We start from the raw sequence: 24,721 nt of genomic DNA on the forward strand, positions 1-24,721 counted from the left end.
GGTGTCGCTCCGCCCACCATGCCCGCCTACAAATTCGAAGCCCTGAACCCGGCCGGCCGCTCCAGCAGCGGCCTGATCGAGGCCGACAACCCGCGCGCCGCGCGTGCCCAGCTGCGCGCCCAGAACCTGGTGCCGCTGAGCCTGGAGCCGGTGCAGCAGCAGGGCCAGGACGGCGGGAGCCGCTTCGCGCGCCGCGTCTTCAGCACCACCGCGCTGGCCGTCTGGACGCGCCAGCTGGCCGGCCTGGTCGGCTCGGGCCTGCCGCTGGAGCGGGCGCTGACGGCCCTGGCCGATGAATGCGAAGACCCGCGCCAGCGTGAGCTGCTCTCGCAGCTCAAGGCCGAGGTCAATGCCGGTGCCAGCTTTGCCCGCGCCCTGGGCACGGCACCGCGCGAGTTCGACGAGGTCTACCGCGGCGTGGTGGCCGCCGGTGAGCAAAGCGGCGCCCTGGGCCCCGTGCTGGAGAAGCTGGCCGACGATCTGGAAGAACGCCAGGACCTGAAGGCCAAGCTGATCGGCGCCATGGCCTACCCGACCATCGTCTCGCTGATCGCCTTCATGATCATCATCTTCCTGGTGACCTATGTGGTGCCGCAGATCGCCGCCACCTTCACCAGTTCCAAACGCGCCCTGCCCTGGCTGACCGTGGCCATGCTGGCCACCAGTGACTTCGTGCGTGAGTGGGGCTGGCTGATGCTGCTGGCGGCCATCGGCGGCGGCACGAGCCTGTCCTGGGCCCTCAAGCGCCCGGCCTTCCGTCTGCGCTTCGATGCCGCCTTTCTGAAAGTGCCGCTGCTGGGCCGGCTGGCCCGCGGCTACAACGCGGCCCGCTTCGCCGGCACCCTGGCCATGCTGGCAGGCTCGGGCGTACCCATCCTGAAGGCCTTGCAGGCGGCGGCCGAGACCTTGTCCAACCATGCCATGCGCGCCGATGCGCTCGATGCCCTGGTGCAGGTGCGCGAGGGCGCACCGGTCGGCTCGGCCCTGGCCGGCAAGAAGCGCTTCCCCGGCATCCTGGCCATGTTCGCCCGCCTCGGTGAGCAGACCGGCCAGCTGCCGCAAATGCTGGAGCGTGCCGCCAAGCAGCTCAGCGTCGAAGTGCAGCGCCGCGCCCTGGCCCTGGCGACCTTGCTGGAGCCGCTGCTGATCGTCGGCATGGGTGCGGTCGTGCTGGTGATCGTGATGGCGGTGCTGCTGCCCATCATCCAGATGAACAGCTTTGTGAAGTGAGTGAGTAGACATGCCGGCCAATCTCGACGGACAGCTGGTGGTGGCGATCTCCTCGCGGGCCTTGTTCGACTTCGAGGAAGAGAACCAGCGCTTCGAGGCCGGCAACGACCGCGACTACATGGCCTTACAGCAAACCCGCCTGGACCAGCCGGCCAAGCCCGGCGTGGCCTTCTCCCTGGTGCGCAAGCTGCTGGCCTTCAATGCCGATGGCGCGCCCAAGGTCGAGGTGGTGGTGCTCTCACGCAATGACCCGATCTCGGGCATGCGCGTGTTCCGTTCGGCCACCCATTACGGCCTCAACATCCAGCGCGGCGTGTTCACGCGCGGCGAATCGCCCTGGCGCTATCTTCGCCCGCTCAAGGCCCAGCTCTTTCTCTCGGCCAACGAGGCCGATGTGCGCAGCGCCCTGCAGGCCGGCGTGGCTGCAGCGCGCGTGCTGCCGCTCTCGGCCCATGCCTCCAGCGCCCACCCCCAAGAGCTGCGCATCGCCTTCGACGGGGACGCCGTGTTGTTCTCCGACGAGGCCGAGCAGGTGTTCCAGCGCGAGGGCCTGGACGCCTTCCAGAGCCACGAGATCACGCATGCCAACACGCCCTTGCCCGCCGGCCCCTTCAAGCCGGTGCTGCAGGCCCTGCACCGGCTGCAGCAGGAAGGCGGCGGCGGCATGAAGGTGCGCACCGCCCTGGTCACCGCACGCAGCGCGCCGGCCCATGAGCGCGCCATCCGCACCCTGATGGACTGGCGTATCGAGGTGGACGAGGCCATGTTCCTGGGCGGCCTGGCCAAGGGCGAATTCCTGCGCGAGTTCGAACCCGACTTTTTCTTCGACGACCAGGCCGGCCACATCGCCAGCGCCGCCGCTCATGTGCCGGCGGGGCATGTCAGCGCCGGCATCGCCAACCCTTGATCGGGCAAGCGCTCTGCGCACAAAGCGGGGCTTCTACGGGGCCGTAGGTGTGCCAGCGACCGAGATAATCGGCGCTCACTTTCAGCGCTCGCGACCCGAGCCCCACGCGCATGAACCCACGCCTTCCGCTTCGGCTGCACCGCCTGACCCTGGCCGCAGCCCTGAGCTGCGCCGCCTTGAGCACAGGGGCGGCCAGCCCCGGCGCGCCCAACCCCGGCTTCTTCCGCCAGCCGGCCTTGCAGGGTGACTCGCTGGTTTTTGTGGCCGAGGGCGACCTCTGGCGTGTCAACGCCCAGGGCGGCCGCGCCGAGCGCCTGAGCACCCACCCCGGCCAGGAAGGCTCACCCGTGCTCTCGCGCGACGGTCGCTGGCTGGCCTACACCGCCCAGTACGACGGCCCCGGCGATGTCTACCTGATGCCGGTGCAAGGCGGCCTGCCGCAGCGCCTGAGCTGGGAAGGCAATGCCGGCCAGCGGGTCTGGGGCTTCAGCGCACTGGGCGAGGTGATCTACTCCGGCCCCTCGCAAACCGGCCAGCCGGTGACCCAGCTCTATGCCGTGGACCCGGTTACGCAAGTGCGCCGTGCCCTTCCAGTGGCCCAGGCCAGCGACGGCGCTGTGAGCAGCGACGGCCGCCAGCTCTTCTTCACCCGCAACGGCCTGCGCGGCGACAACGCCCGCCAGTACCGCGGTGGCGCGCTGGCACGCCTCTGGACCCTGGACCTGAGCAGCACGGCCGAAGCCCGGCCCCTCGTCGCCGAGGGTGCCAATGACCGCCTGCCCATGCCTTACCGCACGGCGGCGGGCGAGCGCATCGCCTTCCTCTCGGACCGAGACGGCACGGTCAATCTCTGGTCGGTCAACGCCCAGGGCCAGGACCTGCGCCAGCACACCGCACACAAAGGCTGGGACATTCGCCACGCTTCGGTGGACGGCGGCCAGGCGGTCTACGCCCTGGGTGCCGATCTCTACCGCGTGGATCTGAACGCTGCGACAGCCTCCAACGCGGCCAAACCCATCGCCATTCAGCTCAGCGGCGACTTCGAACCGCAGCGCCAGCGCTGGGTCAAGAAGCCGCAAGACTTTCTCACCGCAGTGGCCCTGGCGCCCAATGGCGAGCGCGTGCTGCTGGCCAGCCGCGGCCGCCTGGCCACCCAAGGCCTGGGCCAGCTGCGCCGCGCCGAGCTGCCGCAAGCGCCCGATGGCCGCTGCCTGAAGGGCTTGTTCAGCGCCGACAGCAAGCAGGTGCTGGCGCTCTGCGATTTCAGCGGTGAGCGCGAGGTCTGGCGCTTTGCTGCCAACGGCCTGGGCAAGCCTGAGCAAATCACCCGCGACGCGCGCGCTCAGCGCAAGGACATGGCCCTGTCGCCCGACGGCCGCTATCTGGCCCACAGCGACAAGGAAGGCCATCTGTACTTGAGCGACCTCAAGGGCAACAACAGCCGCCTGATCACGCGCGACACCCGCAGCGCCAGCATCGCCAACCTGACTTGGGCGCCAGATAGCCGCAGCCTGGCCTTCACGCAAGCCCTGGTCGACGGCAACCGCGATCAGCTGCAGCTCTTCAACCTGGCCGACAACAAGATCCACACCGTCAGCAGCGAGCGTTATGACAGCGACTCGCCGGCCTTCTCGCCGGACGGCCGCTGGCTGTACTTCGTCTCCAACCGCCAGTTCGCCGTCACCGGACGCGGCTCGCCCTGGGGCGACCGCAATATGGGCCCCTACTTCGACCGCAGCAGCAAGCTCTTTGCCCTGGCCTTGCAGCCGGGCCTGCGCTTCCCCTTCGCGCCCAAGGACGAGCTGGAGCCGCCGGAGCCCAAACCCGAAGTCAAGCCCGAGCTGAAGCCTGAGCTGCGCGCTGACGCCAGCAAGGCCGATGGCAAGCCAGATCCCGCCAAGCCCGAGCTGAAGGCAGACGCCAAACCGGAAGTCAAACCCAAGCCACCCATCCATTTCGCCGGCCTGCGCGAGCGCCTCTACGAACTGCCCCTGCCCGCCGGCAACTACAGCGGCCTGACGACCGACGGCAAGCGCCTCTGGTTCCTCGATGCCGAAATCAATGGCGGCGAGCGCAAATCGATACTCAAGACCGCGGCCATCGACAACCAAGGCGGCAACATCGAAACCGTGGCCAGCGATGTGCGCAGCGTCGAGCTCAGCGCCGATGGCAAGAAGATGCTGGTGGTGCGCAATGGCGCGCCCGGCGCGGCGCCCGAGCTGATCCTCAGCGATGCCGGTGCCAAGCTGCCGACGGAGCTCGCCAAGTTCCAGGTGCGCTGGAGCGATTGGCAGATCGCCACCGACCCGCGCGCCGAGTGGCGCCAGATGTTTGCCGACGGCTGGCGCATGCACCGCGACTACTTCTACGACAAGGCCATGCACGGCGTGGATTGGCCCGCCATGCGCGCCAAGTACGAGCCCCTGGTCGAACGCGTCAGCGACCGCGCCGAGCTGGCCGAGCTGATGGCGCAAATGATCGGTGAGCTGGGCGCCCTGCACAGCCAGGTCAATGCCGGCGATTTGCGCCAGGCGCCCGAAGAGCCCGGCCTGGCCGGACTCGGCGCGCAGCTGAACCGAACCTCTGACGGACTGCGCATCGAGCGCATCTACCGCGCCGACCCCGAGCTGCCCAGCGAGCTGGGCCCCTTGGCACGCGCCGAGCTGGGCCTGAAAGACGGCGACCTGATCACCCACATCAACGGCCGCAAGGCCAACGAGGTGGCGCATGAGGTGGAGCTGCTGCGCGGCCAGGCCGGCAAGCAAGTGCTGCTGCAGATCAAGCCGGCCAGCGGCGGGCCGGAACTGCAGCGCATCGTCACGCCGGTGGCCCGCCAGCGCGAGCAACAGCTGCGTTATGCCGACTGGCGCTTTGGCCGCGCACAAGCGGTCGAGAAGGCCTCCAACGGCCGCATCGGCTATGTGCATCTGCGCGCCATGGGCCCAGCCGACATCGCCGATTTCGCGCGTGAGTTCTACACCCATGTGGACCGCGAAGGCCTGATCATTGACGTGCGTTTCAACGGCGGCGGCAGCATCGACAGCTGGATTCTGGAGAAGCTGCTGCGCCGCGCCTGGGCCTACTGGCAGCCGCGCTCGCCGGCCGGCGCACCGGTGCGCTCGAACATGCAGCAGACCTTCCGCGGCCAGGTCGTGGTGCTGCAGAACGAGAACACATACTCGGACGGCGAGACCTTTGCCGAAGGCTTCAAACGCCTGGGCCTGGGCCCGCTGATCGGCACCACCACCTCGGGTGCGGGCGTGTGGCTGTCGGACCAGAACCGCCTGATCGACAACGGCATGATGCGTGCGGCCGAGACCGGCCAAATCGCACCCGATGGCCGCTTCCTGGTGGAAGGCATCGGCGTCAAGCCGGACCTGGAGGTGGACAACCTGCCACGCGCCAGCTTCCTGGGCGGCGATGCCCAGCTGGACGCGGCGATTGCCACGCTCAACAAGGCCATGGCCGAGAAGCCGCGCGCCGAGCCCAAGCCCGGCGCCTATCCGCGGCCGGTGAGCCTGAAGTAAGGAAAGATGCGGCCGGCGCGCTTGACGCGCCGCTGGAAGACAAACGGGAGGCCCGGTGATGAACCGGGTCTCCCGTTTTTGCTTGGGGCTTAGGGCGCAGAGCCCAAAGGCTCAGGTCAATGTGACGCGTGCGAACTTGCGCTTGCCCACCTGCACGACCACCGTGCCGGCCTCCAGCTTCAAGCCCTTGTCGCTGACCACGGCGCCGTCGATGCGCACGCCGCCTTGCTCGATCATGCGCATGCCTTCGCTGTTCGAAGCCACCAGGCCAGCCGACTTCAACACATTGGCCAGGCCCAAAGGCGCACCGCTGAGGCTGACCTCGGGGATCTCGTCCGGAATGCCGCCCTTGGCGCGGTTGTTGAAATCGGCTTCGGCCGCTTCGGCCGCCGCCGCGCTGTGAAAGCGCGCCGTCAGCTCCTTGGCCAGCAGCACTTTCGCCTCCTTGGGGTTGCGGCCACCGTTAACCTCGCCCTGCAAGGCGGCAATCTCGGCCAGGCTCTTGAAGCTCAGCAGCTTGAACCACTTCCACATCTGCTCGTCGCTGATGGACAGGATCTTGGCGAACATGGTGTTGGCCGGCTCGCTGATGCCCACATAGTTGTTCTTGGACTTGGACATCTTCTCGACGCCGTCCAGGCCTTCGAGCAGCGGCATGGTCAGGATGCACTGCGGCTCCTGGCCATATTCCTGCTGCAGGTGGCGGCCCATCAGCAAGTTGAACTTCTGGTCGGTGCCGCCGAGTTCCAGATCGCTCTTCAGTGCCACCGAGTCGTAACCCTGCATCAGCGGATAGAGGAACTCGTGCACCGAGATCGGCGTCTGCGCTGCGAAACGCTTGGTGAAATCGTCGCGCTCCATCATGCGGGCCACGGTGTACTTGGCGGCCAGCTGGATCATGCCGCGCGCGCCCAGCGGGTCGCTCCACTCGGAGTTGTAGCGGATCTCGGTCTTGCTTTCGTCCAGCACCAGCTTGGCCTGGGCATAGTAGGTTTCGGCATTGGCCTTGATCTGCTCGGCCGTCAGCGGCGGGCGGGTGGCGTTGCGGCCGGACGGATCGCCGATCATGGAGGTGAAGTCGCCGATCAGGAAAATCACCTGGTGACCCAGATCCTGCAGCTGGCGCATCTTGTTCAGCACCACGGTGTGGCCGATGTGGATGTCGGGCGCCGTCGGATCCAGGCCCAGCTTGATGCGCAGCGGCACGCCGGTGGCCTCGGAGCGGGCCAGCTTTTGCACCCAGTCGGACTCGGGCAGCAGCTCATCGCAGCCACGCTGGGAGACCACCAAGGCCTCGCGCACGCGATCGGTGACGGGGAACTGCATTTTTGCGGCAGGCGTAGCGTTTGTTCGCGGATCGGACATGGGAGCGAGTGGGGCCTGGGTAAAGCCCTGATTTATCGGGTTTTCGTGGCGTTGACGCAAGGATGGCTCGCTATACTCGCGCCTGGTTTTGTGACGGCACACCCTTGAGGAGGGGGCGACACAGCGGCTGATTCTAGTGGACGGGCCCACAGGCGCCTGGCACCACATTCTTTCGGCAGCACCGTGAATCTGCGGCGCTGACCCCAACAAGAAGACCCTGGGAACCGTACAGCGTGAAACTCCGGACAAATGACGTGAAGCTGGCTCTGGCGCGAGCCGAGGCTTTTGCCGCGCGGCATCCGCGAGCCCTGACCGGTGCCGTGGTCACCTTGCTCAGCGGTTTTGCAATCACCGCCTTTGGTATCGCCCCGCTGGCGCCCAATGCGGCCGACCTGCCGCAACGCACCCTGACCGAATCCGTCCAGATCGACGATCTGGAAAGCCAACTCAACGCCCTGGCCAGCCACTCGATCGCGCTCAGCCGCAATGAGTTGACCCGCAGCAGCGACACGGTCGAGAGCCTGTTCAAGCGCCTGGGCGCCTTCGACCCAGCCGCCGCCGAATTTCTGCGCAAAGACCCTGTGGCCAAGCGCCTGCTGCAAGGCCGTGCTGGCAAGATGGTGCAGTTGACCGCCGACGCCTCGGGCGTGGTCCAGACCCTGGTGGCGCGCTTCCCGGCCGAATCCGCGGATCAGCAAATCAGCCACTTCAGCCGCCTGAGCATCAGCCGCAATGCTGAAGGCCAGTTCAGCGCCAAGATCGAAACCGCGCCGCTGCAAGCGCAAGTCCGTCTCGGCAGCGGCACTATCAACAGCTCGCTGTTTGCCGCCACCGACGAAGCCCGCATCCCCGACGCCATCGCCACCCAGATGGCTGATATGTTCTCGGGCGAAATCGACTTCCACCGCGAACTGCGCAAGGGCGACCGGTTTTCCATCGTCTACGAGAGCCTGACCGCCGATGGCGAGCCCATCACCTGGAATGGCGCCGCGGGTCGCGTCATCGCTGGTGAGTTCGTCAACAACGGCCGCAGCCACACCGCGGTCTGGTTCAAGGACAGCGCCACCGGCAAGGGCAATTTCTACGCCTTTGACGGCCAGAGTAAGCGCCGCTCCTTCCTGGCCAGCCCCATGGAGTTCTCGCGCGTGACTTCCGGTTTCGCGATGCGCTTCCACCCGATTCACCAAACTTGGCGGCGCCACCTCGGCGTCGACTATGGTGCGCCGACCGGAACGCCAGTGCGCACCGTCGGCGATGGCCAGGTCGAATTTGCCGGTTGGCAGAATGGCTTCGGCAACGTGGTCCACATCCGCCATAACGGCGATCGCACCACGGTCTATGCACACCTGAGTCGCATCGATGTGAAGAAAGGCCAGCGCATCGAGCAAGGCCAGCGCATCGGCGCCGTAGGCGCGACCGGCTGGGCGACCGGCCCTCATCTGCACTTTGAGTTCCGAGTCAAGGGCGCGCACCAGGACCCGCGTGTCATCGCCCGCGCCTCCGAAGCCGTGACCTTGCCCAATTACGCGCGCAACCAGTTCCAGCAAACCGTGGCCAGCGTGAAGACTCAGCTGACCGTGGCACAAAGCATGGAATCCGGCGTGCTGGGCGCCGACTGAGCCCACGTTTCGTCCGCACCACTCTCCGCAGGCCGCGCGCGCGCCTCACCCCATGAGTGAGCTCTTCATTGGCCTGATGTCCGGCACCTCGCTGGACGGGGTCGATGCGGTTCTGGCTCGGTTTCCCGAAGCCGGCGCCATGCAGGTGCTGGGTCATGCCCACCAGCCCTTTGCCAAGGCCTTGCGCGAGGAGCTGCTGAGCCTGAACCAGAGCGGTCCCGACGAACTCCATCGTGCTGCCCTAGCAGCCAATGGCCTCGCCCGCAGCTACGCCGACCTGGTGGCCCAGCTGCTGGAGCAATGTGGGCTTTGCGCGAGCGACATCCAGGCAATCGGCGCACATGGCCAGACCGTGCGCCACCGCCCCGGCGAGTTCGATGGCATCGGCTACACCAGCCAGTTGCTCAACGGCGCCCTGCTGGCCGAGCAAAGCGGCATCGCCGTGGTCTGCGATCTGCGCAGCCGCGATGTGGCGGCCGGCGGCCAGGGCGCGCCCCTGGTGCCCGCCTTTCATCGCGCTGTATTCGGGCGCGCGGGCGAAAGCCTCGGCGTACTCAATGTCGGCGGCTTCAGCAATATCAGCCTGTTGCTGGCCGACGAGCAGACGCTCGGCTTTGACTGCGGACCCGGCAACTGCCTGATGGATGCATGGATCAGCGAGCAGCGCGGAATGGACTACGACGCCAATGGCGCCTGGGCCGCCGAGGGTCAGGTCTTGCCAGAGCTGCTACAGGCTTTGCTGGCCGAGCCATTCTTTGCCAAGCCACCGCCGCGCAGCACCGGGCGCGACCTGTTTCACCGCGCTTGGCTGCAGCATCACCTGGCTCGCTTGGTGACCACGCCTCGAGCCGAGGATGTGCAAGCGACCTTGCTGGAACTGAGTGCGCGGGCCGTCGCTGACAGCCTTCGTGGTCAGAAGCAAGTCTTGAGCCGCCTGCTGGTCTGCGGCGGCGGTGCACTGAACAGCGAACTGATGCGGCGCCTGCAAGCACTGTTGCCCGAGTCCGAGGTGGCGAGCAGCGACGCGGCCGGCCTGCCGGTCATGCAGGTCGAGGCCGCCGCGTTCGCATGGCTGGCCATGCGCTTTGTGCGCGGCCTGCCCGGCAATCTGCCCGCCGTCACCGGTGCGGCCGGGCCGCGTATTCTGGGCGCGCTGCACCCCGCCTGAAGACAGGCATGCGCCCATGAAAAAGCCGCCTCAAGGGCGGCTTCTCTACGCAGCGCGCGTGAGCGTCGGTCAGACCGAGAAGCTCGAGCCGCAGCCGCAGGTGGTGGTCGCGTTCGGGTTCTTGATCACGAACTGCGCACCTTGCAGGTCTTCCTTGTAGTCGATCTCGGCGCCGGCCAGGTACTGCAAGCTCATGGCGTCGATCAACAGCGTCACGCCGTTCTTGTTCATCTGGGTGTCGTCTTCATTGACGGCTTCATCAAAGGTGAAACCGTACTGGAAGCCCGAGCAGCCACCGCCTTGCACAAACACGCGCAGCTTCAGCTCGGGATTGCCTTCTTCTGCCACCAGATCGCGCACCTTGTCGGCCGCGCTGTCGGTGAAGACCAGCGGCACGGGCATCTCGTCGGCACCGATGGCGGGATTTTCAAGCACTGCGCTCATGTGTATTCCTGATGTTGGCGTTATGCCTGCATTGTCCATGCAAATGCAGGCGAGACCACCTACCTTGCGGCAAGACCCCATGCCAGGTGCTGACAATGCCAGAACCGAGTCGGGGCATACAAACAAACAAGGCCGCTGAGAAGCGGCCTTGTGTGGTGGCGAGCGGCCCGTGAAGACCACCCACCAGGAAGATCGATCAGCGCTTGCTGAACTGCTTCCGACGACGCGCGCCGTGCAGACCGACCTTCTTACGCTCGACTTCACGCGCATCACGCGTGACAAAGCCGGCGCGGCTCAGTTCGGGCTTCAGAGTCGCGTCATAGTCGATCAGAGCGCGGGTGATGCCGTGGCGCAGAGCACCGGCTTGACCCGACTCACCGCCACCATGGACGTTGACCTTGATGTCGAAGGTCTCGCCATGGTTCGTCAGCAGCAGGGGCTGCTTGGCGATCATGATCGAGGTTTGACGGCCGAAATAATCGCCGATGGCCTTGCCATTGACGACGATCTGGCCCGTGCCCTTCTTGATGAAGACACGTGCGACCGACGACTTGCGGCGGCCTGTACCGTAGTTCCAGTTTCCGATCATCACCGCTCCTTAGATTTCGAGAGGCTTAGGCTGCTGAGCGGCATGCGGGTGGGTGTCACCGGCATAGACCTTCAGCTTCTTCACCATGGCGTAGCCCAGAGGACCCTTGGGCAGCATGCCCTTGACAGCCTTTTCCAGGGCGCGGCCCGGGTGCTTGGCTTGCATGTCCTTGAACTTGGTGGCGTAGATGCCGCCCGGGAAACCCGAGTGACGGTAGTACACCTTGTCATTGGCCTTGTTGCCAGTGACGCGCAGCTTTTCTGCGTTGATGATGACGATGAAATCGCCGGTGTCCACGTGAGGCGTGTAAATGGCCTTGTGCTTGCCGCGCAAACGGAGTGCCACTTCGCTGGCAACACGTCCGAGCACCTTGTCGGTGGCGTCAATCACAAACCACTCGTGCGTCACTTCTGCCGGCTTGGCGCTGAAGGTCTTCATGAGTTTCTTTCGAATGCCCGGCAGAACATCTGCCCGGCGGTCGGATGGCTGATTCATACCCACACTCGCCGCATTCGGTGCCGCTTATCGGGACAAGGCCTGCGCATCGGTTTGCACCGCTCGCTGCCCCATCTCGCGACCTCTCACACAAGGCGCATGGGTTTCTTCCCCACAGCCAAATCAGGGGAAGCCCGCGAGTGTAGCAGGAAGTCATCTGATTTGAAAAGGAAGATCGGCCGCCCCAGACGCAACGCCGCGCCAGATCCCGGGTTACCATCCGGGTTATTACGTACGATCCCAGGGTCCCGCCATGAAGCCCGATGTTGAAAGCAGCGCCAAGGATCTGAAAACCGCACCGGCCGCCGAGGAAGCATCGGCGTGGAATCCAGTGGCGGCCTTCCGACGCATGTCCAACTGGGTGCCGATTCGCTCCTTGGCGCGCCGCCACCGCCACCGTATCGCGCAACACCTGCTGACCCTGGCAGAGCGTGACCGTTATTTGCGTTTCGGCTACCCGGCTGCCGACGAGCAGATCAGCCGCTACGCCATGTCCCTGGATTTCGAACGCGACGAGGTGCTGGGCATCTTCAACCGCCGCCTTGAGTTGGTCGCCATGGCACACCTGGCCTACGCACCGCAGCCGCAGCGCCCGGGCAAGGCCGCGATGGCCGAGTTTGGGGTCTCAGTGTTGGGAAAGGTGCGCGGTCGCGGCTTCGGCGCCCGCCTCTTCGAGTGTGCAGCCCTGCATGCGCGCAACCGTGGCATTGACACCTTGTTCATCCACGCCTTGAGCGAGAACGCCGCCATGCTCAAGATCGCCCGCAATGCCGGCGCCACGGTCGAACGCGACGGCTCCGAATCGGAAGCCTGGCTGCGCCTGCCGCCCGACACCGTGTCTTCGCATGTGGATGAGGCCATCGAGCGCCATTTGGCCGAACTCGACTTTCAGTTCAAACGCCATGTCCGCGTCATCGGCGACATCATCGATGGCGTGGCCGAGGTCAAGTCCAAGCTCGGCGAGGCAGGCAAGAGCGCCAAGCTCTGAATTCGGCCGCAGCGGCCGTGAGAGAAGCAAGGAAAGCCGCTAGCGCGCCTTGCATCCGCCCCCAAACACCCCGGCTCAGGCCCCCCCCCGGAACCAGGGGATACACCCAGTTACATGTCATGGTCTTGCGCTACATTTGGGTAATAAGCACCTGAACACAGGCGCAAATTCAAACCCATCTGGGCTGTCGAGGGCCATGCAAAGCACCATTCCGTGGATCATCGCGATCGCCTCGGGCTTCGGCCTGCTGGCCGTAGCGCTCTTGTGGGTGCTGAGGCGCTCCGCCCCTCCAACCAAGCCGCTACCGACCGAATGGTCGCTGACCGCGCGCCCGGTGTTCAGCAGCGATGAGCGGCGTGTCTACCGCCTGCTCAAGGAAGCTTTGCCCCACCATGTGATCCTGTCCAAGTTGCCGCTGGTGCGTTTTTGCCAGCCAACTGAAGCCCAGGAAGTGCGCTACTGGTTCGACCTGCTGGGCGCCATCAACGTCACCTTTGCGATTTGCAGCCCCAACGGCCGCGTGCTCGCTGCCGTGGATCTGGACAGCGAGCGCGGCATATCCGGCCGAGGCCTGCAGATCAAGCAATCGGTGCTGGGCGCCTGCCGCGTGCGCTATCTGCGCTGCGCCATCGACAACCTGCCCAGCGCGGCAGAGTTGCAGTTGCTGGTGCCCTTCAGCAACAGCAACTCGCGCGGCCCCCAAGCAGCACCCATGCCTGGCCATGTCTCTCCCTCGCGCCCCGGCTTGCAGGGCGGCACGGCGCGTCGCTCCAGCCGCCAAGGTTTGTGGCAGGACTCGGCCGTCTTCCACGACTCCTTCTTCGCCCCGGACAGCCGTTTCGACAGCAACGGCATGGTCGACACCCCGCCGCGCCACGGCGCGCCGCAAGGCCACCGCAGCGGGGCAAACGCGTTCCAGAATTCAGTCCCGTTCGGCGAGCCCCTGAACGCCGACGCACAGTATCCAGACGAAGCCCCCAACGACATCGTCGGCCACGTGGTCGACTCGCCGCGCTACGGCGGCCGCCTGCCGCGCTGAAGCAGGACCCGCTCACCCGCCCAGGCGATACTGCGGCGCCGGACCGAACAAGGTCCGGCGCCGTTTTTCTTTCTCTCGCCCATGAACCCAGACCTGGACCGCAGCTTCGGCTCCCTGACCCCCGAATTCATGCTGGATGCGCTGGACGCCGCCGGCCTGTACGGCGACGGCCGCATGCTGCAGCTGAACTCCTACGAGAACCGGGTGCTGCAACTGCATCTGGAGGACGGCCGCATTGCCGTGGCCAAGTTCTACCGGCCGGGCCGCTGGAGCGACGCGCAAATCCTGGAGGAACACCAGTTCGCTCGCGAGCTGGCCGAGGCGGAAGTGCCGGTGGCCGCGCCCTGGGCGCTGCAGGACGTCAAGGCGCAGCTGCAACTGGCGGGCGAGCCGCCCACCTTGGCCCATTTTGGCGACCAGCGCTTTGCCGTCACACCGCGCCAGGGCGGGCGCGCACCCGAGCTGGAAGACCCGGAGGTGCTGCGCTGGATCGGCCGCCTGCTGGCGCGGCTGCACACCGTTGGCCGCCAACGTCCGTTCGAGCATCGCCTGCGCTGGGCCGGCGCTGAACCAGGCCGCATGGCACGTGATCTGCTGGTGGCGCTGGACTGCGTGCCCATCGAAGTCTTCCCCGCCTGGGACGCCGTGGTGCAAGCCTGCCTGAACCGCATTCAGACCACCTTCGACAGCATCCCTGACTTGGAACTGCTGCGCCTGCACGGCGACTGCCACCCCGGCAACATCCTCTGGACACCCGACCACGGCCCACATTTCGTGGACCTCGACGACGCCGTCACCGGCCCGGCCGTGCAGGACCTGTGGATGCTCTTGTCCGGCGACGAGGTGGCGGCGCGCCAGCAGCTGTCCTGGGTGTTGGAAGGTTATGAGACGGTGGCCGAATTCGACCGCCGCGAGCTGCGCCTGATCGAACCCTTGCGCACCTTGCGCATGATCCACCACAGCGCCTGGCTGGCCAAACGCTGGAACGACCCGGCCTTCCCACTGGCCTTCCCCTGGTTCGGCACGTCCAACTACTGGCACGACCAGGTCGCCAAGCTCGGCGAGCAACTGGAAGCGATGACGCCCAAGGACGAGCGGCCGTTGGACGACTTCCGCGACGAAGGCGATGTGTCATTCGACGAGGGCTTCCGCTGAAGACCTGCTCGACCCAGCCAGAAGAACAAAGCCCCCGAAGGCTTGATACCTGCGGGGGCTTTTTGCTTTTCTACAGCCTGCTGGGATCTCAGCCCAAGAGCATGGCGTTGACGCGTTTCACATAGGCCGCCGGGTCTTCCAGATGACCGCCTTCAGCCAACACCGCTTGGTCGAAGATCACCTGGGCCAGATCGTCGAACTGAGCGGCGCCGTCCAGCTTCTTGATCAGGGCATGGTCGGCATTGATCTCCAGGGTCGGCAGCGAGCTCGGCGCGGCCTGGCCGGCTTGCTTGAGCAAGCGGGCCAGATGGCCGCTCATATCGCCCTCTTCCACCACGATACAGGCGGGCGAGTCGACCAGACGGGTGGAGATGCGCACGTCCTTGGCGCGCTCCTTCAGCGCTTCCTTCAGGCGGTCCAGCAGGGGCTTGAAGGTTTCGGCCGCTTCCTCGGCCTTCTTCTTCTCGTCCTCGTCCTGTAGCTTGCCCAGGTCGATAGCGCCCTTGGCCACCGATTGCAGCGGCTTGCCTTCGAACTCGAACAGGTGGGAGAGCATCCACTCGTCCACGCGGTCGGTCAGCAGCAGCACCTCGATGCCCTTCTTGCGGAAGATCTCCAGCTGCGGGCTGTTCTTGGCAGCGCTGAGCGAATCGGCGGTGATGTAGTAGATCGCGTCCTGGTCTTCCTTGGCGCGCTTCAGGTAGTCGACCAAGGACACGCCCTCGTCGGCCTGGGTGGAGGCGAAGCGCAAGAGCTTGGCCAGACGTTCCTGGTTTTGATGGTCTTCGCCGATGCCTTCCTTGAGCACCTGGCCGAAGTCCTTCCAGAAGTCGGCGTACTTGGCGCGATCGGCGGCGTCCTCGCTGTCGGCCAGCGATTCCAGCATACCCAGCACGCGCTTGGTCGAGCCCTCGCGGATGGCCTTCACATCGCGGCTTTCCTGCAGCAACTCACGGCTGACGTTGAGCGGCAGGTCGGCCGAGTCGATCACGCCCTTGACGAAGCGCAGGTAGACCGGCATCAGCGCCTCGGCATCGTCCATGATGAAAACGCGCTTGACGTAGAGCTTGACGCCACCGCGCTTGTCGCGGTTCCACAGATCAAACGGCGCCTTCTTGGGGATGTAGAGCAGCTGGGTGTACTCGCTGCGGCCTTCCACGCGGTTGTGGGTGTGGGCCAGCGGCGCTTCGGTGTCGTAGCTGATCTGCTTGTAGAACTCCTCGTACTGCTCCTGCGTGACTTCGCTCTTGGAGCGCGACCACAGGGCCGAGGCCTTGTTGACCGACTCCCACTCATCCTTGAGCACCTGCTTGGCGTTCTCAGCGTCCCACTCTTCCTTCTTCATCAGGATGGGCAGGGAGATGTGGTCGGAATACTTGCTGATGACGGACTTCAAGCGCCAGGTCTTGAGGAACTCGTCCTCGCCCTCGCGCAGGTGCAGGACGACATCGGTGCCGCGGCCAGGCTTGGTGATGGTCTCGACTTCGTAGTCGCCGGTGCCTTCGGAGGTCCAGCGCACGCCTTCATCGGCGGACAAACCGGCGCGGCGAGTTTCCACCGTGATGCGGTCGGCGACGATGAAGCCCGAGTAAAAGCCGACGCCGAACTGGCCGATCAGGTTGGCATCCTTCTTCTGCTCGCCTTCGAGCTTGGCCATGAACTCGCGTGTGCCGCTCTTGGCGATGGTGCCGAGGTGGGCGATGGCTTCCTCGGCGCTCATGCCGATGCCGTTGTCGCTGATGGTGACGGTACGGGCGGTTTCGTCAAACGAGACCCGAACTTCCAGGTTCGGCGTGTCCTCGAACAACTCGGCCTTGTCCAAGGCTTCGAAACGCAGCTTGTCGCAGGCGTCCGAGGCGTTGGACACCAGCTCGCGCAAGAAGATTTCCTTGTTGGAATACAGCGAATGGGTGACGAGGTGCAGGATTTGCTTGACCTCGGCCTGGAAGGCATGGGTTTGCTTTTGTGTCATGGCGTTGCGCGTGTCCTGAATAACAAGAATCAAGGGCGCGGGCGATCGCTCGCCGCGCGCGGGTGAGCCGGATGTGGGGCCAGCGGTGGGCGCTTCAAGAGCTGGCAACCAAGATTTGGCCGGCGCGGCTTTGGTCGGCCGCTGCTGCGCAGGCTGAGAGAATCCCGCCATGAGCGCAGCCGACCCTGAAACCTTGACCCCAAGAGCCCGCGCCATCCTCTACTGGATGGACCTGGCCGGCGTGGCCGTGTTCGCCAGCAGCGGCGCCCTGGCCGCCATGCAGGCGGGGCTGGATCTGTTCGGCGTGCTGGTGTTGGCCGCCATCACCGCCATCGGCGGCGGCACGTTGCGCGACCTGCTGCTGGGCCGCCACCCGATCTTCTGGATGACGGACACGCGCTACATCAAGGTGATCGGCCTCACCGCCCTGCTGACCGCCCTGGCCGCCAGCCGCTGGAGCCATGCCCTGGCCAGCGGCCATGTCGCCCTGGTGCTGGCCGACACCCTGGGACTCGCCCTATTTGCCTTGTGCGGCGCCGAGATTGCCGAAGAGGCCGGCAAGCCACGCCTGGTGGTCGTGCTGCTGGGCACCATCACTGCCAGCGGCGGCGGCGTGCTGCGCGATCTGCTGACCGGCCAGGTCCCCCTGCTGCTGCGCCGGGACATCTACGCCAGCGCGGCCATCGGCGGCATTGCGGCCTATCTGCTGCTGCGGGCGCTGGGCCTGCCTCGCCAGATTGCCTTCTTCAGCGGCATGCTGGTCGTGGCGGCGCTGCGCCTGGCTTCGCTGCAGCTGGGCTGGCAGCTGCCCGCCCCTCAGCTTCAGGCCTGAAACTCCTGGTTCAGTAAGACAAGGTCCGCTTGGCCACGTCGACCCTGAGCAAGGCCTTGCTCAGGGCGCCGCTGGTGGCGCGCGCGTAGTCCAGCGCCCAGGCCGGGTCACCGAAAGCGGCCGGCCCCACGGCGGCCGCCACGCCCAGAATCTTGTCGGCCAGCAAGACCTTGCCCGAGCCGCGCATGGGCTCGCACTCGTTCTTGACGTACTGCTCGTCCAGCCACTTGCGGGCGGCATCAAAGCTCAAAACTTCATCCGCATCGACCACCAAGTCGAACTGCTGGAGCGGGCTGAACACGACCTTCACTTCACTGCGCATCGCGGGCCTTTCGGGGCTGGTACCGCCCGATTCTGGCTCAGAACTCAGGTCCGCGCCGCTTTCACGGCCGCGCTGAGCACCTCCAAGACCTCGATCGAATCGTCCCAACCCAGGCAGGCGTCGGTGATGCTCTTGCCGTACGCCAGCTTGCGGGCATCGTCCTTGCCAGGCGTGAACTTCTGGGCGCCGTCGTGCAGATGGCTTTCGACCATCACGCCGAAGATGCTCTGGCTGCCGGCGCGGATCTGTGCCGCCACATCGCGAGCCACCTCAAGCTGGCGCAGGTGCTGCTTGGAGCTGTTGGCGTGCGAGCAGTCCACCATCAAGGTGGTGTCCAGCTTGGAGGCGGCCAGGTCCTTGCAGGCGGCGGCCACGTTCTCGGCGTCGTAGTTGGGCGCCTTGCCGCCGCGCAAGATCACATGGCAGTCCTTGTTGCCCTTGGTCTCGACGATGGCGACCTGGCCGTTCTTGTGTACCGAGAGGAAATGGTGGCCGCGGGCGGCCGCCTGAATGGCGTCGGTGGCGATCTTGATATTGCCGTCGGTGCCGTTCTTGAAGCCGATCGGGGCTGAAAGACCCGAGGCCAGCTCGCGGTGCACCTGGCTCTCGGTCGTGCGCGCGCCGATGGCGCCCCAGGAGATCAGGTCGCCGATGTACTGGGGCGAGATCACGTCCAGGAACTCCGAGCCGGCCGGCACACCCAGGCGGTTGATCTCCAGCAGCAACTGGCGGGCGATGCGCAGGCCTTCGTCGATGCGGTAGCTCTCGTCGAGGTAGGGGTCGTTGATCAAGCCCTTCCAGCCCACCGTGGTGCGCGGCTTCTCGAAGTAGACGCGCATCACGATCTCCAGCGTGTCGGCGTACTTCTCGCGCTCGACCAGCAGGCGGCGCGCGTACTCCAGCGCCGCGGCCGGGTCGTGGATGGAGCAGGGGCCGATGATGACCAGCAGGCGGTCGTCCTTGCGCTGCATGATCTTGCGGATGCTCTGGCGCGTGCCGGCGATCAGCTGTTCCATCGGCGTGCCGCGGATGGGGAAGAAACGGATCAAGTGCTCCGGCGGCGGCAGCGGCGTGATGTCGACGATGCGCTCGTCATCGGTCGCGCTGGTCTTGTCCTCTTGCGAGTACCAGCGTTCAGCCTGAATTTCCGGTTTGGCGGACTTGGCATTCATGGGCGTGACTCTCACTTTCCGTGCTTTTGAAATCGGTGCAGCGCGCCAAGGACGAAAAAAAACCGCCGGGTGGTGGACCCGGCGGTTTCTAGAGATTTGTGCGCTGTGCTTGGTGTTGCTTGCTTACGCTCTCGCCTCTCGGCCGCCGGTGCGGTTGGAGAACCAAAAAAAGCTAAAGAAATAAGTCTTCGGCGAGTGCATTAGCTGGAATGTAGCACGCAGTTTTTGACAAGCGTTCAGCGCAGATTCAAGCATTGAGGCCTGCGCACAACAGCGCTCAGGCCGTTCCGCCCACCGTCATGCCCTCGATGCGCAGGGTCGGCTGGCCGACGCCGACCGGCACGCTCTGCCCTTCCTTGCCACAGACGCCAACGCCCGTATCCAGCTGCATATCGTTGCCGATCATGGTGACGCGGGTCAGTGCATCTGGACCGTTACCAATGATGGTCGCGCCCTTGACCGGGTACTGGATCTGACCGTCTTCCACCCAGAAGGCTTCGCTGGCCGAGAAGACAAACTTGCCCGATGTGATATCCACCTGGCCGCCGCCGAAGTTGCTGGCGTACAGGCCCTTCTTGATGCTGGCGATGATTTCCTTGGGATCCTTGTCGCCGCCCAACATATAGGTGTTGGTCATGCGCGGCATGGGCACATGGGCGTAGCTTTCGCGGCGACCATTGCCAGTGGCCGCGACCTTGGTCAGGCGGGCGCTCATGGCGTCGTGGATATAGCCCTTGAGGATGCCGTCCTCGATCAGCACATTGCGCTGCGAAGCACAGCCCTCATCGTCGACATTGAGCGAACCGCGGCGGTCGGGGATGGTGCCATCGTCCAGCACCGTCACGCCCTTGGCGGCGACGCGCTGGCCGATGCGTCCAGCAAAAGCGCTGGAGCCCTTGCGGTTGAAGTCACCTTCCAGGCCGTGGCCGATGGCCTCGTGCAGCAGCACGCCAGGCCAACCGGGGCCCAGCACCACGGTCATCTCGCCGGCCGGAGCGGGGCGCGATTCCAGATTCGTCAGGGCGGCATTGACCGCCTGGTCGACATAGCTGGCGATCATCTCGTCGGTGAAATAGGCCAGGCCGAAACGCCCGCCACCACCGCCGCTGCCGACCTCGCGACGGCCATTGCTTTCGGCGATCACGGTGACCGACAGCCGCACCAGCGGGCGCACATCGGCGGCCAGAGTGCCGTCGGCGCGCGCCACCAGCACGACATCATGCTCGGCCGCCAGACCGGCCATGACCTGGGCCACGCGCGGGTCCTTGGCCCGGGCCATGCGCTCGGCGCGCTCCAGCAGAGCGACCTTCTCGGTGCTGTCCAGGCTGGCAATCGGGTCGGCCGCGCCGTAAAGCGAGCGACTCGGCGCCACCGTGCCGACGCTGGGCACCTTGACGCGGCGGCTCTGGCCGGCGGCTGCAATGCTTCGCACGGTCAGGGCGGCGTCCATCAGGGCCGCTTCGGAGATATCGTCAGAGTAGGCAAACGCCGTCTTCTCGCCGGCAACGGCGCGCACGCCCACGCCTTGGTCGATGCTGAAGGAGCCGCTCTTGACGATGCCCTCCTCCAGGCTCCAGCCCTCGGCACGGGTGGTCTGGAAATACAGGTCGGCATCGTCAACCCGGTGTTCCGTGATCAGGCGCAAGGCCTTGCTCAGAACATGTTCGCTGAGGCCGTAAGGCTCCAGCAATTGGCTGCGGGCTGCTACCAGGCGGGCAAGAGTGGGTTCGCGCGAGATCATGCTAACCATTGTAGGAGCCGGAGCGGACGCACAGGGCCGACAGCGGAGAAGCCCTGCGCCGGGCTCAATCGGGCCGTGCGAAAGCCGTCGCCAAGGCGTCGTAGATCACCCGCAGGCGCGGCGTGTCGCGCAGCTCGCGGTGGGCGGTCAGCCAGAGGTGCAGGGGCTCGATCGGCAGTTCGTGCAGCACCTGTTGCACCTCGGAGTCACGCTCGCCCAAGGCCACGGCGCCGACCGCCAGGCCCATGCCGGCGCGCATGGCCTCCCAGATCACCACCTGGTTGTCGCAGCGCAGACCGAAAAAACTCACTGGCACCGGCGTGCCGGCCGCAGCAAAGCCGCGCAGCATGCGGTCGGAGCGGTCGTAGCCCAGCCAGTCGTGCTCCAGGATCGTGCTCATTTGCGGCAGGCCGCGGCGGGCGATGTAGTCGCGGTGGGCAAACACGCCGACCCGCCACTCGCTGAGCTTGCGCGCCACCAGCATCTCCTGCTCGGGCCGCACCATGCGCAGCGCGATGTCGGCGCTGCGCTGCTGCAAATCCTCTTGCTCGTTGCTGACCACCAGCTCGATCTGCACCTCCGGGTAGCGCTGGCGCAGCGCGTGCAGGACCGGCGGCAGGAAATAGGTGCTGACGATGTCGCTGGCGGTCAGGCGCACCGTACCGGCCAGCGATTGATCGCGCGCGGCCAGGGCCAGAGCCAGCTCCTGCGCGCCCTCGCGCATGCGGCGCGCGGCCGGCAGCAAGGCATGGCCGGCCTCGGTCAGGCTCAAACCGCGGCTGTGGCGCTCGAACAGCAGCTGGCCCAGCGACTCCTCCAGCGCCACCAGCTGCCGGCCCAAGGTGGGCTGACTCAGGCCCAGCTGCGGCGCGGCGCGGTTGAGCGAGCCGGCCTCGGCCAGGGCGAGAAATATCTGCACGTGCGACCAGTCCAGTGCCATGCCGCCTCCAATTCAAAACTGAATATCAGACCCGCAATATAGCCAGTTCCGAAATGCGAGCCTGCCGCCGACACTGCAGCTCAGACGACTTCCCTGGCACCGCCTTTCATGATCCACGCCCAAAGAATGACAGCCCAGCTCGACGGCGACTTCGTCGTTTTTCTGATCGGCATGCGCATCAACAAGCCCTGGCTGCTGCACAAATGGTGGCCAGTGGCCGCGGCCATGCCGCGCATGCTGGCCGAGCTGAAGAGCCAGCCGGAGCGGGGCCTGCTGCATGCGGAGATGTGGTTCGGGCGAACGGTGATCGGCGTGCAGTACTGGCGCTCGATGGAGCAACTGCTGGCCTATGCGAAAGACCGCCAGGCGGCCCATCTGCCCGCCTGGGCGGCCTTCAACAAGGCCATCGGCAAGGACGGCACCGTCGGCGTCTGGCACGAGACCTACTCGGTGCGCGCGGGCGAGCACGAGAGCATTTACCTGAACATGCCGGCCTTTGGCCTGGCCCGGGCCGGCGCCTTGCAGCCGGTGCAGGCACATCGCGACAGCGCGGCCCAGCGACTGCGGCGTGAGGCTTGATGCCGGCCGCCACAGTCCCTCACCGAGCTTCACGGATCTTTACCGCCGGGTGGTCACCGCAGCCAGCCAAGCCGGCGTTGTGGACTTAATCAAGCACGCAAACCCGCGGCTTGATCCTTCCCCTCCACACCTCGCCATACCCCGCCTTAGGGTTGGACAGACACAAGGACCTCAACGTCATGAACGCTGCCGCCACGATGACTCGCAAACTCCATCTGTCACTGATCGGTGCTGCCCTGCTGGGCCTGATCGCCAGCGCCGCCCAGGCACAAACGCCAGCCACACCGCGGGTGGACCATCGCCAGGCCCATCAGCAAGTTCGCATCGCCCAAGGAGCCGCCTCGGGCACCCTGAGCGCCCAGGAAACTCAGCGCCTGGAGCGCGGCCAGGCCGCCGTGCAGAACGCCGAAGCCCAGGCCAAGGCCGATGGCACAGTCACCCAGCAGGAACGCCGTCATCTGCACCGCATGCAGGAGCGCAAGAGCGCGGCCATCCACCGCGCCAAGCACAATAACAAGACCGCGGCCGGTCAGTGAGCGCCTGCGCCTGATTTCAGCCCGGGACGCACCACTCAGTCCTGGGCTTTGTTCTTCTTTTCCAAGGCCAGATCGTAGAGACGGTTGCGCGAGGCACCGCTGAGCTCGGCCGCCAGGCTGACCGCTTGTTTGAGCGGCAGCTCGCGCAGGAGCAAGTCCAGGGTGCGCAAGGTCTCGGCCGGCAGCTCATCGGCGGCGGCCTGGCTGGCACGCACGGCATGCAGCACCAACACGAACTCGCCGCGCTCGCGCTGCGCATCGGCGGCCAACCAGGCCGGCAGGCTGGCCGCCGGCGCCGTGTGCACAGTCTCGAACTGCTTGGTCAGCTCGCGACAAACGGTCACGGTCTGCTCGGGGCAGAGCTCGGCCAACAAGGCCAGCAGCGCCTCGATGCGATGCGGCGCCTCAAACAAGACCTGGCTGTGCCGGCTGCCGGTCAAGGCCTGCAGGGCGCTGCGCCGCTCGGCGGTCTTAGTCGGCAGAAAGCCCGCAAACTCGAAACCCTCGGCCGCCGTGTCACCGGCCACACTGAGTGCGGTCACCGTGCTGCTGGCCCCGGGCAAGGGCAGCACGCGCAGGCCCGCAGCGGCCACCGCCGCGACCAGCACAGCGCCAGGGTCAGAGATGGCCGGCGTGCCAGCGTCGCTGATGTAAGCGATGCGTTCGCCCTGCTGCAGCCGCGTCAGCAGCTCGGCGCTGGCCTCATGCTCGTTGTGCTGGTGCAGCTTGATCAGCGGCTTGTGCAGGCCCAGATGGCGCAGCAGGCCAGCGCTGACCCGCGTGTCCTCGCAGGCCACCGCATCGACCAGGCCCAGCACATGCACGGCGCGCAGGCTGATGTCCGCCAGATTGCCGATGGGTGTGGCCACCACATAGAGTGTGGCTGCAGGATACTGCTGGCCACCCGCGGCGGCAGCAGCCGCCTGCAGGAGCAGGGAGGCATCGATGTTCAAGTGGGCTTCTCCGAAAAAGGCAGTCTCGCCGGCGACCGGCGGAACGCAAGAAACAAGCGGCCGGCCAACGGCGCGCCAACGCCTGGGCCAGGCCGGCGAAGATGCGGCCCTGCGCCATCTGCAGGCCCAAGGCCTGCAACTGCTGGAGCGCAATTATCGGGTCGCCGCGGGGCGCGGTGCCCGCGCCGGCGAGGTCGACCTGATTCTGCGCGCCCGCGACGGTACCCTGGTCTTCGTGGAAGTGCGCGCCCGAGCCGGCCTCGGGCATGGCGGCGCAGCCGCCAGCGTCGGCAGCCGCAAGCAGGCCCGGCTCATCTACGCAGCCCAGCACTACCTGCTGCGCCATGCCAGCTCGCCGCCCTGCCGCTTTGATGTGGTGGCGATCGACGGCGATCAGATCGAATGGCTGGTGGCCGCCTTCGATGGCGGTTCCGACTGAACCTGAACCTCCGCTGCTGCCGCCGGGTGCAGACGGCAGCACCTGAGGAGCCGGCGGCCCCTGGAACCAGGGTTTGCCTGCACTCGCTTATGATCCCGCCACATGCTAGAGCAAAGAATCCAAACCCAGTTCTTCGAAAGTGCCGACCTGCTGTATCAGGTGGCCGAGAATCTGTCGCGCCCCCTGGCCGACGCCGCACAGATGCTGATCGAAGGCATCACCAGCGGTGGCCGCGTGCTCTGCTGCGGCCAAGGACTGTCCGCCCTGGATGCCAGTTATATGGCGGCCCTGCTGGTCGGCCGCTTCGAGCAGGAACGCCCCGGACTGGCCGCTTGGGCCCTCGATGCCCAAGCCCACGGCAGCAATGCCGAAGAAGCGCTGACCCGGCAGGTACAGACCCACGGCCACCCTGGTGACCTGCTGCTGCTGTTCGAAGCACAAGCCGAATTGCAGAACCGCTGGGCCCCCGTACTGGAGGCCGCCCATGCGCAGGAGATGAGCGTGATCGCCCTCACCGGCGGAGGCAATGACCCCATGCGAGCGCTGCTTCAAGACACCGATGTGCAGATCCGCGTGCCCCACAGCCGCGCCGCGCGCGTTGCCGAAGCGCAGCGCCTGCTCGCGCATTGCCTGTGTGACGCCGTCGACCTGCAACTGCTGGGTGCGGGCGAGTGATCAGCCCAGCACCCCTTCACACATCACCGGACCC

General features: G+C 66.1%; 23 protein-coding genes. 13 read left to right on the top strand and 10 right to left on the bottom strand.

Annotated elements, in window-relative coordinates; translation table 11 throughout:
* Positions 1 to 18 precede the first annotated feature (18 nt).
* The 3 genes from gspF to ACQY39_RS23240 all read left to right on the top strand — a co-directional run bounded on the left by gspF (position 19) and on the right by ACQY39_RS23240 (position 5,664).
* Positions 19 to 1,230, top strand: a complete 1,212-nt coding sequence (gene gspF, locus ACQY39_RS23230) for a type II secretion system inner membrane protein GspF (protein ID WP_428510329.1) — start codon at positions 19 to 21, stop codon at positions 1,228 to 1,230.
* A gap of 10 nt (positions 1,231 to 1,240) precedes the next feature.
* Complete coding sequence (locus tag ACQY39_RS23235; RefSeq protein ID WP_428510331.1) at positions 1,241 to 2,137, top strand: 5'-nucleotidase; 897 nt, start codon at positions 1,241 to 1,243, stop codon at positions 2,135 to 2,137.
* Positions 2,138 to 2,247: 110 nt separating this feature from the next.
* Positions 2,248 to 5,664, top strand: a complete 3,417-nt coding sequence (locus ACQY39_RS23240; protein WP_428510333.1) for a S41 family peptidase — start codon at positions 2,248 to 2,250, stop codon at positions 5,662 to 5,664.
* A 111-nt stretch (positions 5,665 to 5,775) separates the two neighbouring features.
* Here the strand turns inward: ACQY39_RS23240 and tyrS are convergent, their stop codons facing one another.
* Positions 5,776 to 6,990: a tyrosine--tRNA ligase gene (gene tyrS / locus ACQY39_RS23245; RefSeq protein WP_428510335.1), complete on the bottom strand. Its 1,215-nt coding sequence runs from the start codon at positions 6,988 to 6,990 to the stop codon at positions 5,776 to 5,778.
* A 272-nt stretch (positions 6,991 to 7,262) separates the two neighbouring features.
* On the opposite strand from tyrS, the gene ACQY39_RS23250 reads away from it, so the two are divergent.
* Both ACQY39_RS23250 and ACQY39_RS23255 read left to right on the top strand, forming a co-directional pair.
* Positions 7,263 to 8,648, top strand: a complete 1,386-nt coding sequence (locus ACQY39_RS23250; RefSeq protein WP_428510337.1) for a peptidoglycan DD-metalloendopeptidase family protein — start codon at positions 7,263 to 7,265, stop codon at positions 8,646 to 8,648.
* A gap of 52 nt (positions 8,649 to 8,700) precedes the next feature.
* Positions 8,701 to 9,816 carry an anhydro-N-acetylmuramic acid kinase gene (locus ACQY39_RS23255; RefSeq protein WP_428510339.1) on the top strand — a complete coding sequence of 372 codons (1,116 nt, stop codon included), beginning with the start codon at positions 8,701 to 8,703 and terminating at the stop codon, positions 9,814 to 9,816.
* 69 nt (positions 9,817 to 9,885) lie between these two features.
* Here the strand turns inward: ACQY39_RS23255 and erpA are convergent, their stop codons facing one another.
* The 3 genes from erpA to rplM all read right to left on the bottom strand — a co-directional run bounded on the left by erpA (position 9,886) and on the right by rplM (position 11,287).
* Positions 9,886 to 10,260 carry an iron-sulfur cluster insertion protein ErpA gene (gene erpA, locus ACQY39_RS23260; RefSeq protein WP_263519021.1) on the bottom strand — a complete coding sequence of 125 codons (375 nt, stop codon included), beginning with the start codon at positions 10,258 to 10,260 and terminating at the stop codon, positions 9,886 to 9,888.
* A 196-nt stretch (positions 10,261 to 10,456) separates the two neighbouring features.
* Positions 10,457 to 10,849, bottom strand: coding sequence for a 30S ribosomal protein S9 (gene rpsI, locus ACQY39_RS23265; protein ID WP_058722358.1), 393 nt, complete (start codon positions 10,847 to 10,849; stop codon positions 10,457 to 10,459).
* A 9-nt stretch (positions 10,850 to 10,858) separates the two neighbouring features.
* The gene (gene rplM, locus ACQY39_RS23270) at positions 10,859 to 11,287 is read right to left on the bottom strand and encodes a 50S ribosomal protein L13 (protein WP_263519023.1); all 429 of its coding nucleotides are present in this window, start codon (positions 11,285 to 11,287) and stop codon (positions 10,859 to 10,861) included.
* A gap of 310 nt (positions 11,288 to 11,597) precedes the next feature.
* Between rplM and ACQY39_RS23275 the strand changes: the two genes are divergently transcribed.
* From ACQY39_RS23275 to ACQY39_RS23285, 3 genes are all read left to right on the top strand, one after another.
* Complete coding sequence (locus tag ACQY39_RS23275; RefSeq protein ID WP_428510342.1) at positions 11,598 to 12,332, top strand: N-acetyltransferase family protein; 735 nt, start codon at positions 11,598 to 11,600, stop codon at positions 12,330 to 12,332.
* A 196-nt stretch (positions 12,333 to 12,528) separates the two neighbouring features.
* The gene (locus ACQY39_RS23280; protein ID WP_428510344.1) at positions 12,529 to 13,371 is read left to right on the top strand and encodes a DUF2726 domain-containing protein; all 843 of its coding nucleotides are present in this window, start codon (positions 12,529 to 12,531) and stop codon (positions 13,369 to 13,371) included.
* 81 nt (positions 13,372 to 13,452) lie between these two features.
* The gene (locus ACQY39_RS23285; RefSeq protein WP_428510346.1) at positions 13,453 to 14,526 is read left to right on the top strand and encodes a serine/threonine protein kinase; all 1,074 of its coding nucleotides are present in this window, start codon (positions 13,453 to 13,455) and stop codon (positions 14,524 to 14,526) included.
* A gap of 88 nt (positions 14,527 to 14,614) precedes the next feature.
* Here the strand turns inward: ACQY39_RS23285 and htpG are convergent, their stop codons facing one another.
* Positions 14,615 to 16,498 (bottom strand): molecular chaperone HtpG, encoded by a 1,884-nt coding sequence (gene htpG, locus ACQY39_RS23290; RefSeq protein ID WP_428510348.1) that lies wholly within the window; start codon positions 16,496 to 16,498, stop codon positions 14,615 to 14,617.
* A 169-nt stretch (positions 16,499 to 16,667) separates the two neighbouring features.
* Here htpG and ACQY39_RS23295 point away from each other — a divergent pair, with 169 nt between their 5' ends.
* Positions 16,668 to 17,330, top strand: a complete 663-nt coding sequence (locus ACQY39_RS23295; RefSeq protein ID WP_428510350.1) for a trimeric intracellular cation channel family protein — start codon at positions 16,668 to 16,670, stop codon at positions 17,328 to 17,330.
* Positions 17,331 to 17,340: 10 nt separating this feature from the next.
* Here the strand turns inward: ACQY39_RS23295 and ACQY39_RS23300 are convergent, their stop codons facing one another.
* The 4 genes from ACQY39_RS23300 to ACQY39_RS23315 form a co-directional block, all read right to left on the bottom strand.
* Positions 17,341 to 17,652, bottom strand: a complete 312-nt coding sequence (locus tag ACQY39_RS23300) for a hypothetical protein (RefSeq protein WP_428510352.1) — start codon at positions 17,650 to 17,652, stop codon at positions 17,341 to 17,343.
* Between the two features lie 44 nt (positions 17,653 to 17,696).
* Positions 17,697 to 18,824: a 3-deoxy-7-phosphoheptulonate synthase gene (locus ACQY39_RS23305; RefSeq protein ID WP_428510354.1), complete on the bottom strand. Its 1,128-nt coding sequence runs from the start codon at positions 18,822 to 18,824 to the stop codon at positions 17,697 to 17,699.
* A 277-nt stretch (positions 18,825 to 19,101) separates the two neighbouring features.
* The gene (gene tldD, locus ACQY39_RS23310; RefSeq protein ID WP_428510356.1) at positions 19,102 to 20,565 is read right to left on the bottom strand and encodes a metalloprotease TldD; all 1,464 of its coding nucleotides are present in this window, start codon (positions 20,563 to 20,565) and stop codon (positions 19,102 to 19,104) included.
* A gap of 64 nt (positions 20,566 to 20,629) precedes the next feature.
* Complete coding sequence (locus ACQY39_RS23315) at positions 20,630 to 21,505, bottom strand: LysR family transcriptional regulator (RefSeq protein ID WP_428510358.1); 876 nt, start codon at positions 21,503 to 21,505, stop codon at positions 20,630 to 20,632.
* Positions 21,506 to 21,613: 108 nt separating this feature from the next.
* Between ACQY39_RS23315 and ACQY39_RS23320 the strand changes: the two genes are divergently transcribed.
* On the top strand, positions 21,614 to 22,084 hold the full coding sequence (locus tag ACQY39_RS23320; RefSeq protein WP_428510360.1) for a DUF4188 domain-containing protein: 471 nt from the start codon (positions 21,614 to 21,616) through the stop codon (positions 22,082 to 22,084).
* Between the two features lie 179 nt (positions 22,085 to 22,263).
* Positions 22,264 to 22,620 (top strand): hypothetical protein, encoded by a 357-nt coding sequence (locus ACQY39_RS23325; protein ID WP_428510362.1) that lies wholly within the window; start codon positions 22,264 to 22,266, stop codon positions 22,618 to 22,620.
* Positions 22,621 to 22,655: 35 nt separating this feature from the next.
* On the opposite strand, the gene rsmI is transcribed toward ACQY39_RS23325, so the two are convergent.
* Positions 22,656 to 23,573, bottom strand: coding sequence for a 16S rRNA (cytidine(1402)-2'-O)-methyltransferase (rsmI, locus tag ACQY39_RS23330; RefSeq protein ID WP_428510364.1), 918 nt, complete (start codon positions 23,571 to 23,573; stop codon positions 22,656 to 22,658).
* On the opposite strand from rsmI, the gene ACQY39_RS23335 reads away from it, so the two are divergent.
* Both ACQY39_RS23335 and ACQY39_RS23340 read left to right on the top strand, forming a co-directional pair.
* Positions 23,566 to 24,012, top strand: a complete 447-nt coding sequence (locus tag ACQY39_RS23335; RefSeq protein ID WP_428510366.1) for a YraN family protein — start codon at positions 23,566 to 23,568, stop codon at positions 24,010 to 24,012. The two genes, rsmI and ACQY39_RS23335, sit on opposite strands and share 8 nt — an antisense overlap.
* A 102-nt stretch (positions 24,013 to 24,114) precedes the next feature.
* On the top strand, positions 24,115 to 24,687 hold the full coding sequence (locus tag ACQY39_RS23340) for an SIS domain-containing protein (RefSeq protein WP_428510368.1): 573 nt from the start codon (positions 24,115 to 24,117) through the stop codon (positions 24,685 to 24,687).
* Positions 24,688 to 24,721: the final 34 nt, after the last annotated feature.

This window comes from Roseateles sp., assembly GCF_965262435.1.
Classification (GTDB): Bacteria; Pseudomonadota; Gammaproteobacteria; order Burkholderiales; family Burkholderiaceae_C; genus Paucibacter_A.

Bases quoted from the DNA above. Each gene is read 5' to 3' on its own strand.
- gspF (WP_428510329.1), top strand. From the start codon at position 19: ATGCCCGCCTACAAATTCGAAGCCCTGAACCCGGCCGGCCGCTCCAGC.
- ACQY39_RS23235 (WP_428510331.1), top strand. From the start codon at position 1,241: ATGCCGGCCAATCTCGACGGACAGCTGGTGGTGGCGATCTCCTCGCGG.
- ACQY39_RS23240 (WP_428510333.1), top strand. From the start codon at position 2,248: ATGAACCCACGCCTTCCGCTTCGGCTGCACCGCCTGACCCTGGCCGCA.
- tyrS (WP_428510335.1), bottom strand. From the start codon at position 6,990: ATGCAGTTCCCCGTCACCGATCGCGTGCGCGAGGCCTTGGTGGTCTCC.
- ACQY39_RS23255 (WP_428510339.1), top strand. From the start codon at position 8,701: ATGAGTGAGCTCTTCATTGGCCTGATGTCCGGCACCTCGCTGGACGGG.
- erpA (WP_263519021.1), bottom strand. From the start codon at position 10,260: ATGAGCGCAGTGCTTGAAAATCCCGCCATCGGTGCCGACGAGATGCCC.
- rpsI (WP_058722358.1), bottom strand. From the start codon at position 10,849: ATGATCGGAAACTGGAACTACGGTACAGGCCGCCGCAAGTCGTCGGTC.
- rplM (WP_263519023.1), bottom strand. From the start codon at position 11,287: ATGAAGACCTTCAGCGCCAAGCCGGCAGAAGTGACGCACGAGTGGTTT.
- ACQY39_RS23275 (WP_428510342.1), top strand. From the start codon at position 11,598: ATGAAGCCCGATGTTGAAAGCAGCGCCAAGGATCTGAAAACCGCACCG.
- ACQY39_RS23280 (WP_428510344.1), top strand. From the start codon at position 12,529: ATGCAAAGCACCATTCCGTGGATCATCGCGATCGCCTCGGGCTTCGGC.
- ACQY39_RS23285 (WP_428510346.1), top strand. From the start codon at position 13,453: ATGAACCCAGACCTGGACCGCAGCTTCGGCTCCCTGACCCCCGAATTC.
- htpG (WP_428510348.1), bottom strand. From the start codon at position 16,498: ATGACACAAAAGCAAACCCATGCCTTCCAGGCCGAGGTCAAGCAAATC.
- ACQY39_RS23295 (WP_428510350.1), top strand. From the start codon at position 16,668: ATGAGCGCAGCCGACCCTGAAACCTTGACCCCAAGAGCCCGCGCCATC.
- ACQY39_RS23300 (WP_428510352.1), bottom strand. From the start codon at position 17,652: ATGCGCAGTGAAGTGAAGGTCGTGTTCAGCCCGCTCCAGCAGTTCGAC.
- ACQY39_RS23305 (WP_428510354.1), bottom strand. From the start codon at position 18,824: ATGAATGCCAAGTCCGCCAAACCGGAAATTCAGGCTGAACGCTGGTAC.
- tldD (WP_428510356.1), bottom strand. From the start codon at position 20,565: ATGATCTCGCGCGAACCCACTCTTGCCCGCCTGGTAGCAGCCCGCAGC.
- ACQY39_RS23315 (WP_428510358.1), bottom strand. From the start codon at position 21,505: ATGGCACTGGACTGGTCGCACGTGCAGATATTTCTCGCCCTGGCCGAG.
- ACQY39_RS23320 (WP_428510360.1), top strand. From the start codon at position 21,614: ATGATCCACGCCCAAAGAATGACAGCCCAGCTCGACGGCGACTTCGTC.
- ACQY39_RS23325 (WP_428510362.1), top strand. From the start codon at position 22,264: ATGAACGCTGCCGCCACGATGACTCGCAAACTCCATCTGTCACTGATC.
- ACQY39_RS23335 (WP_428510366.1), top strand. From the start codon at position 23,566: ATGTTCAAGTGGGCTTCTCCGAAAAAGGCAGTCTCGCCGGCGACCGGC.
- ACQY39_RS23340 (WP_428510368.1), top strand. From the start codon at position 24,115: ATGCTAGAGCAAAGAATCCAAACCCAGTTCTTCGAAAGTGCCGACCTG.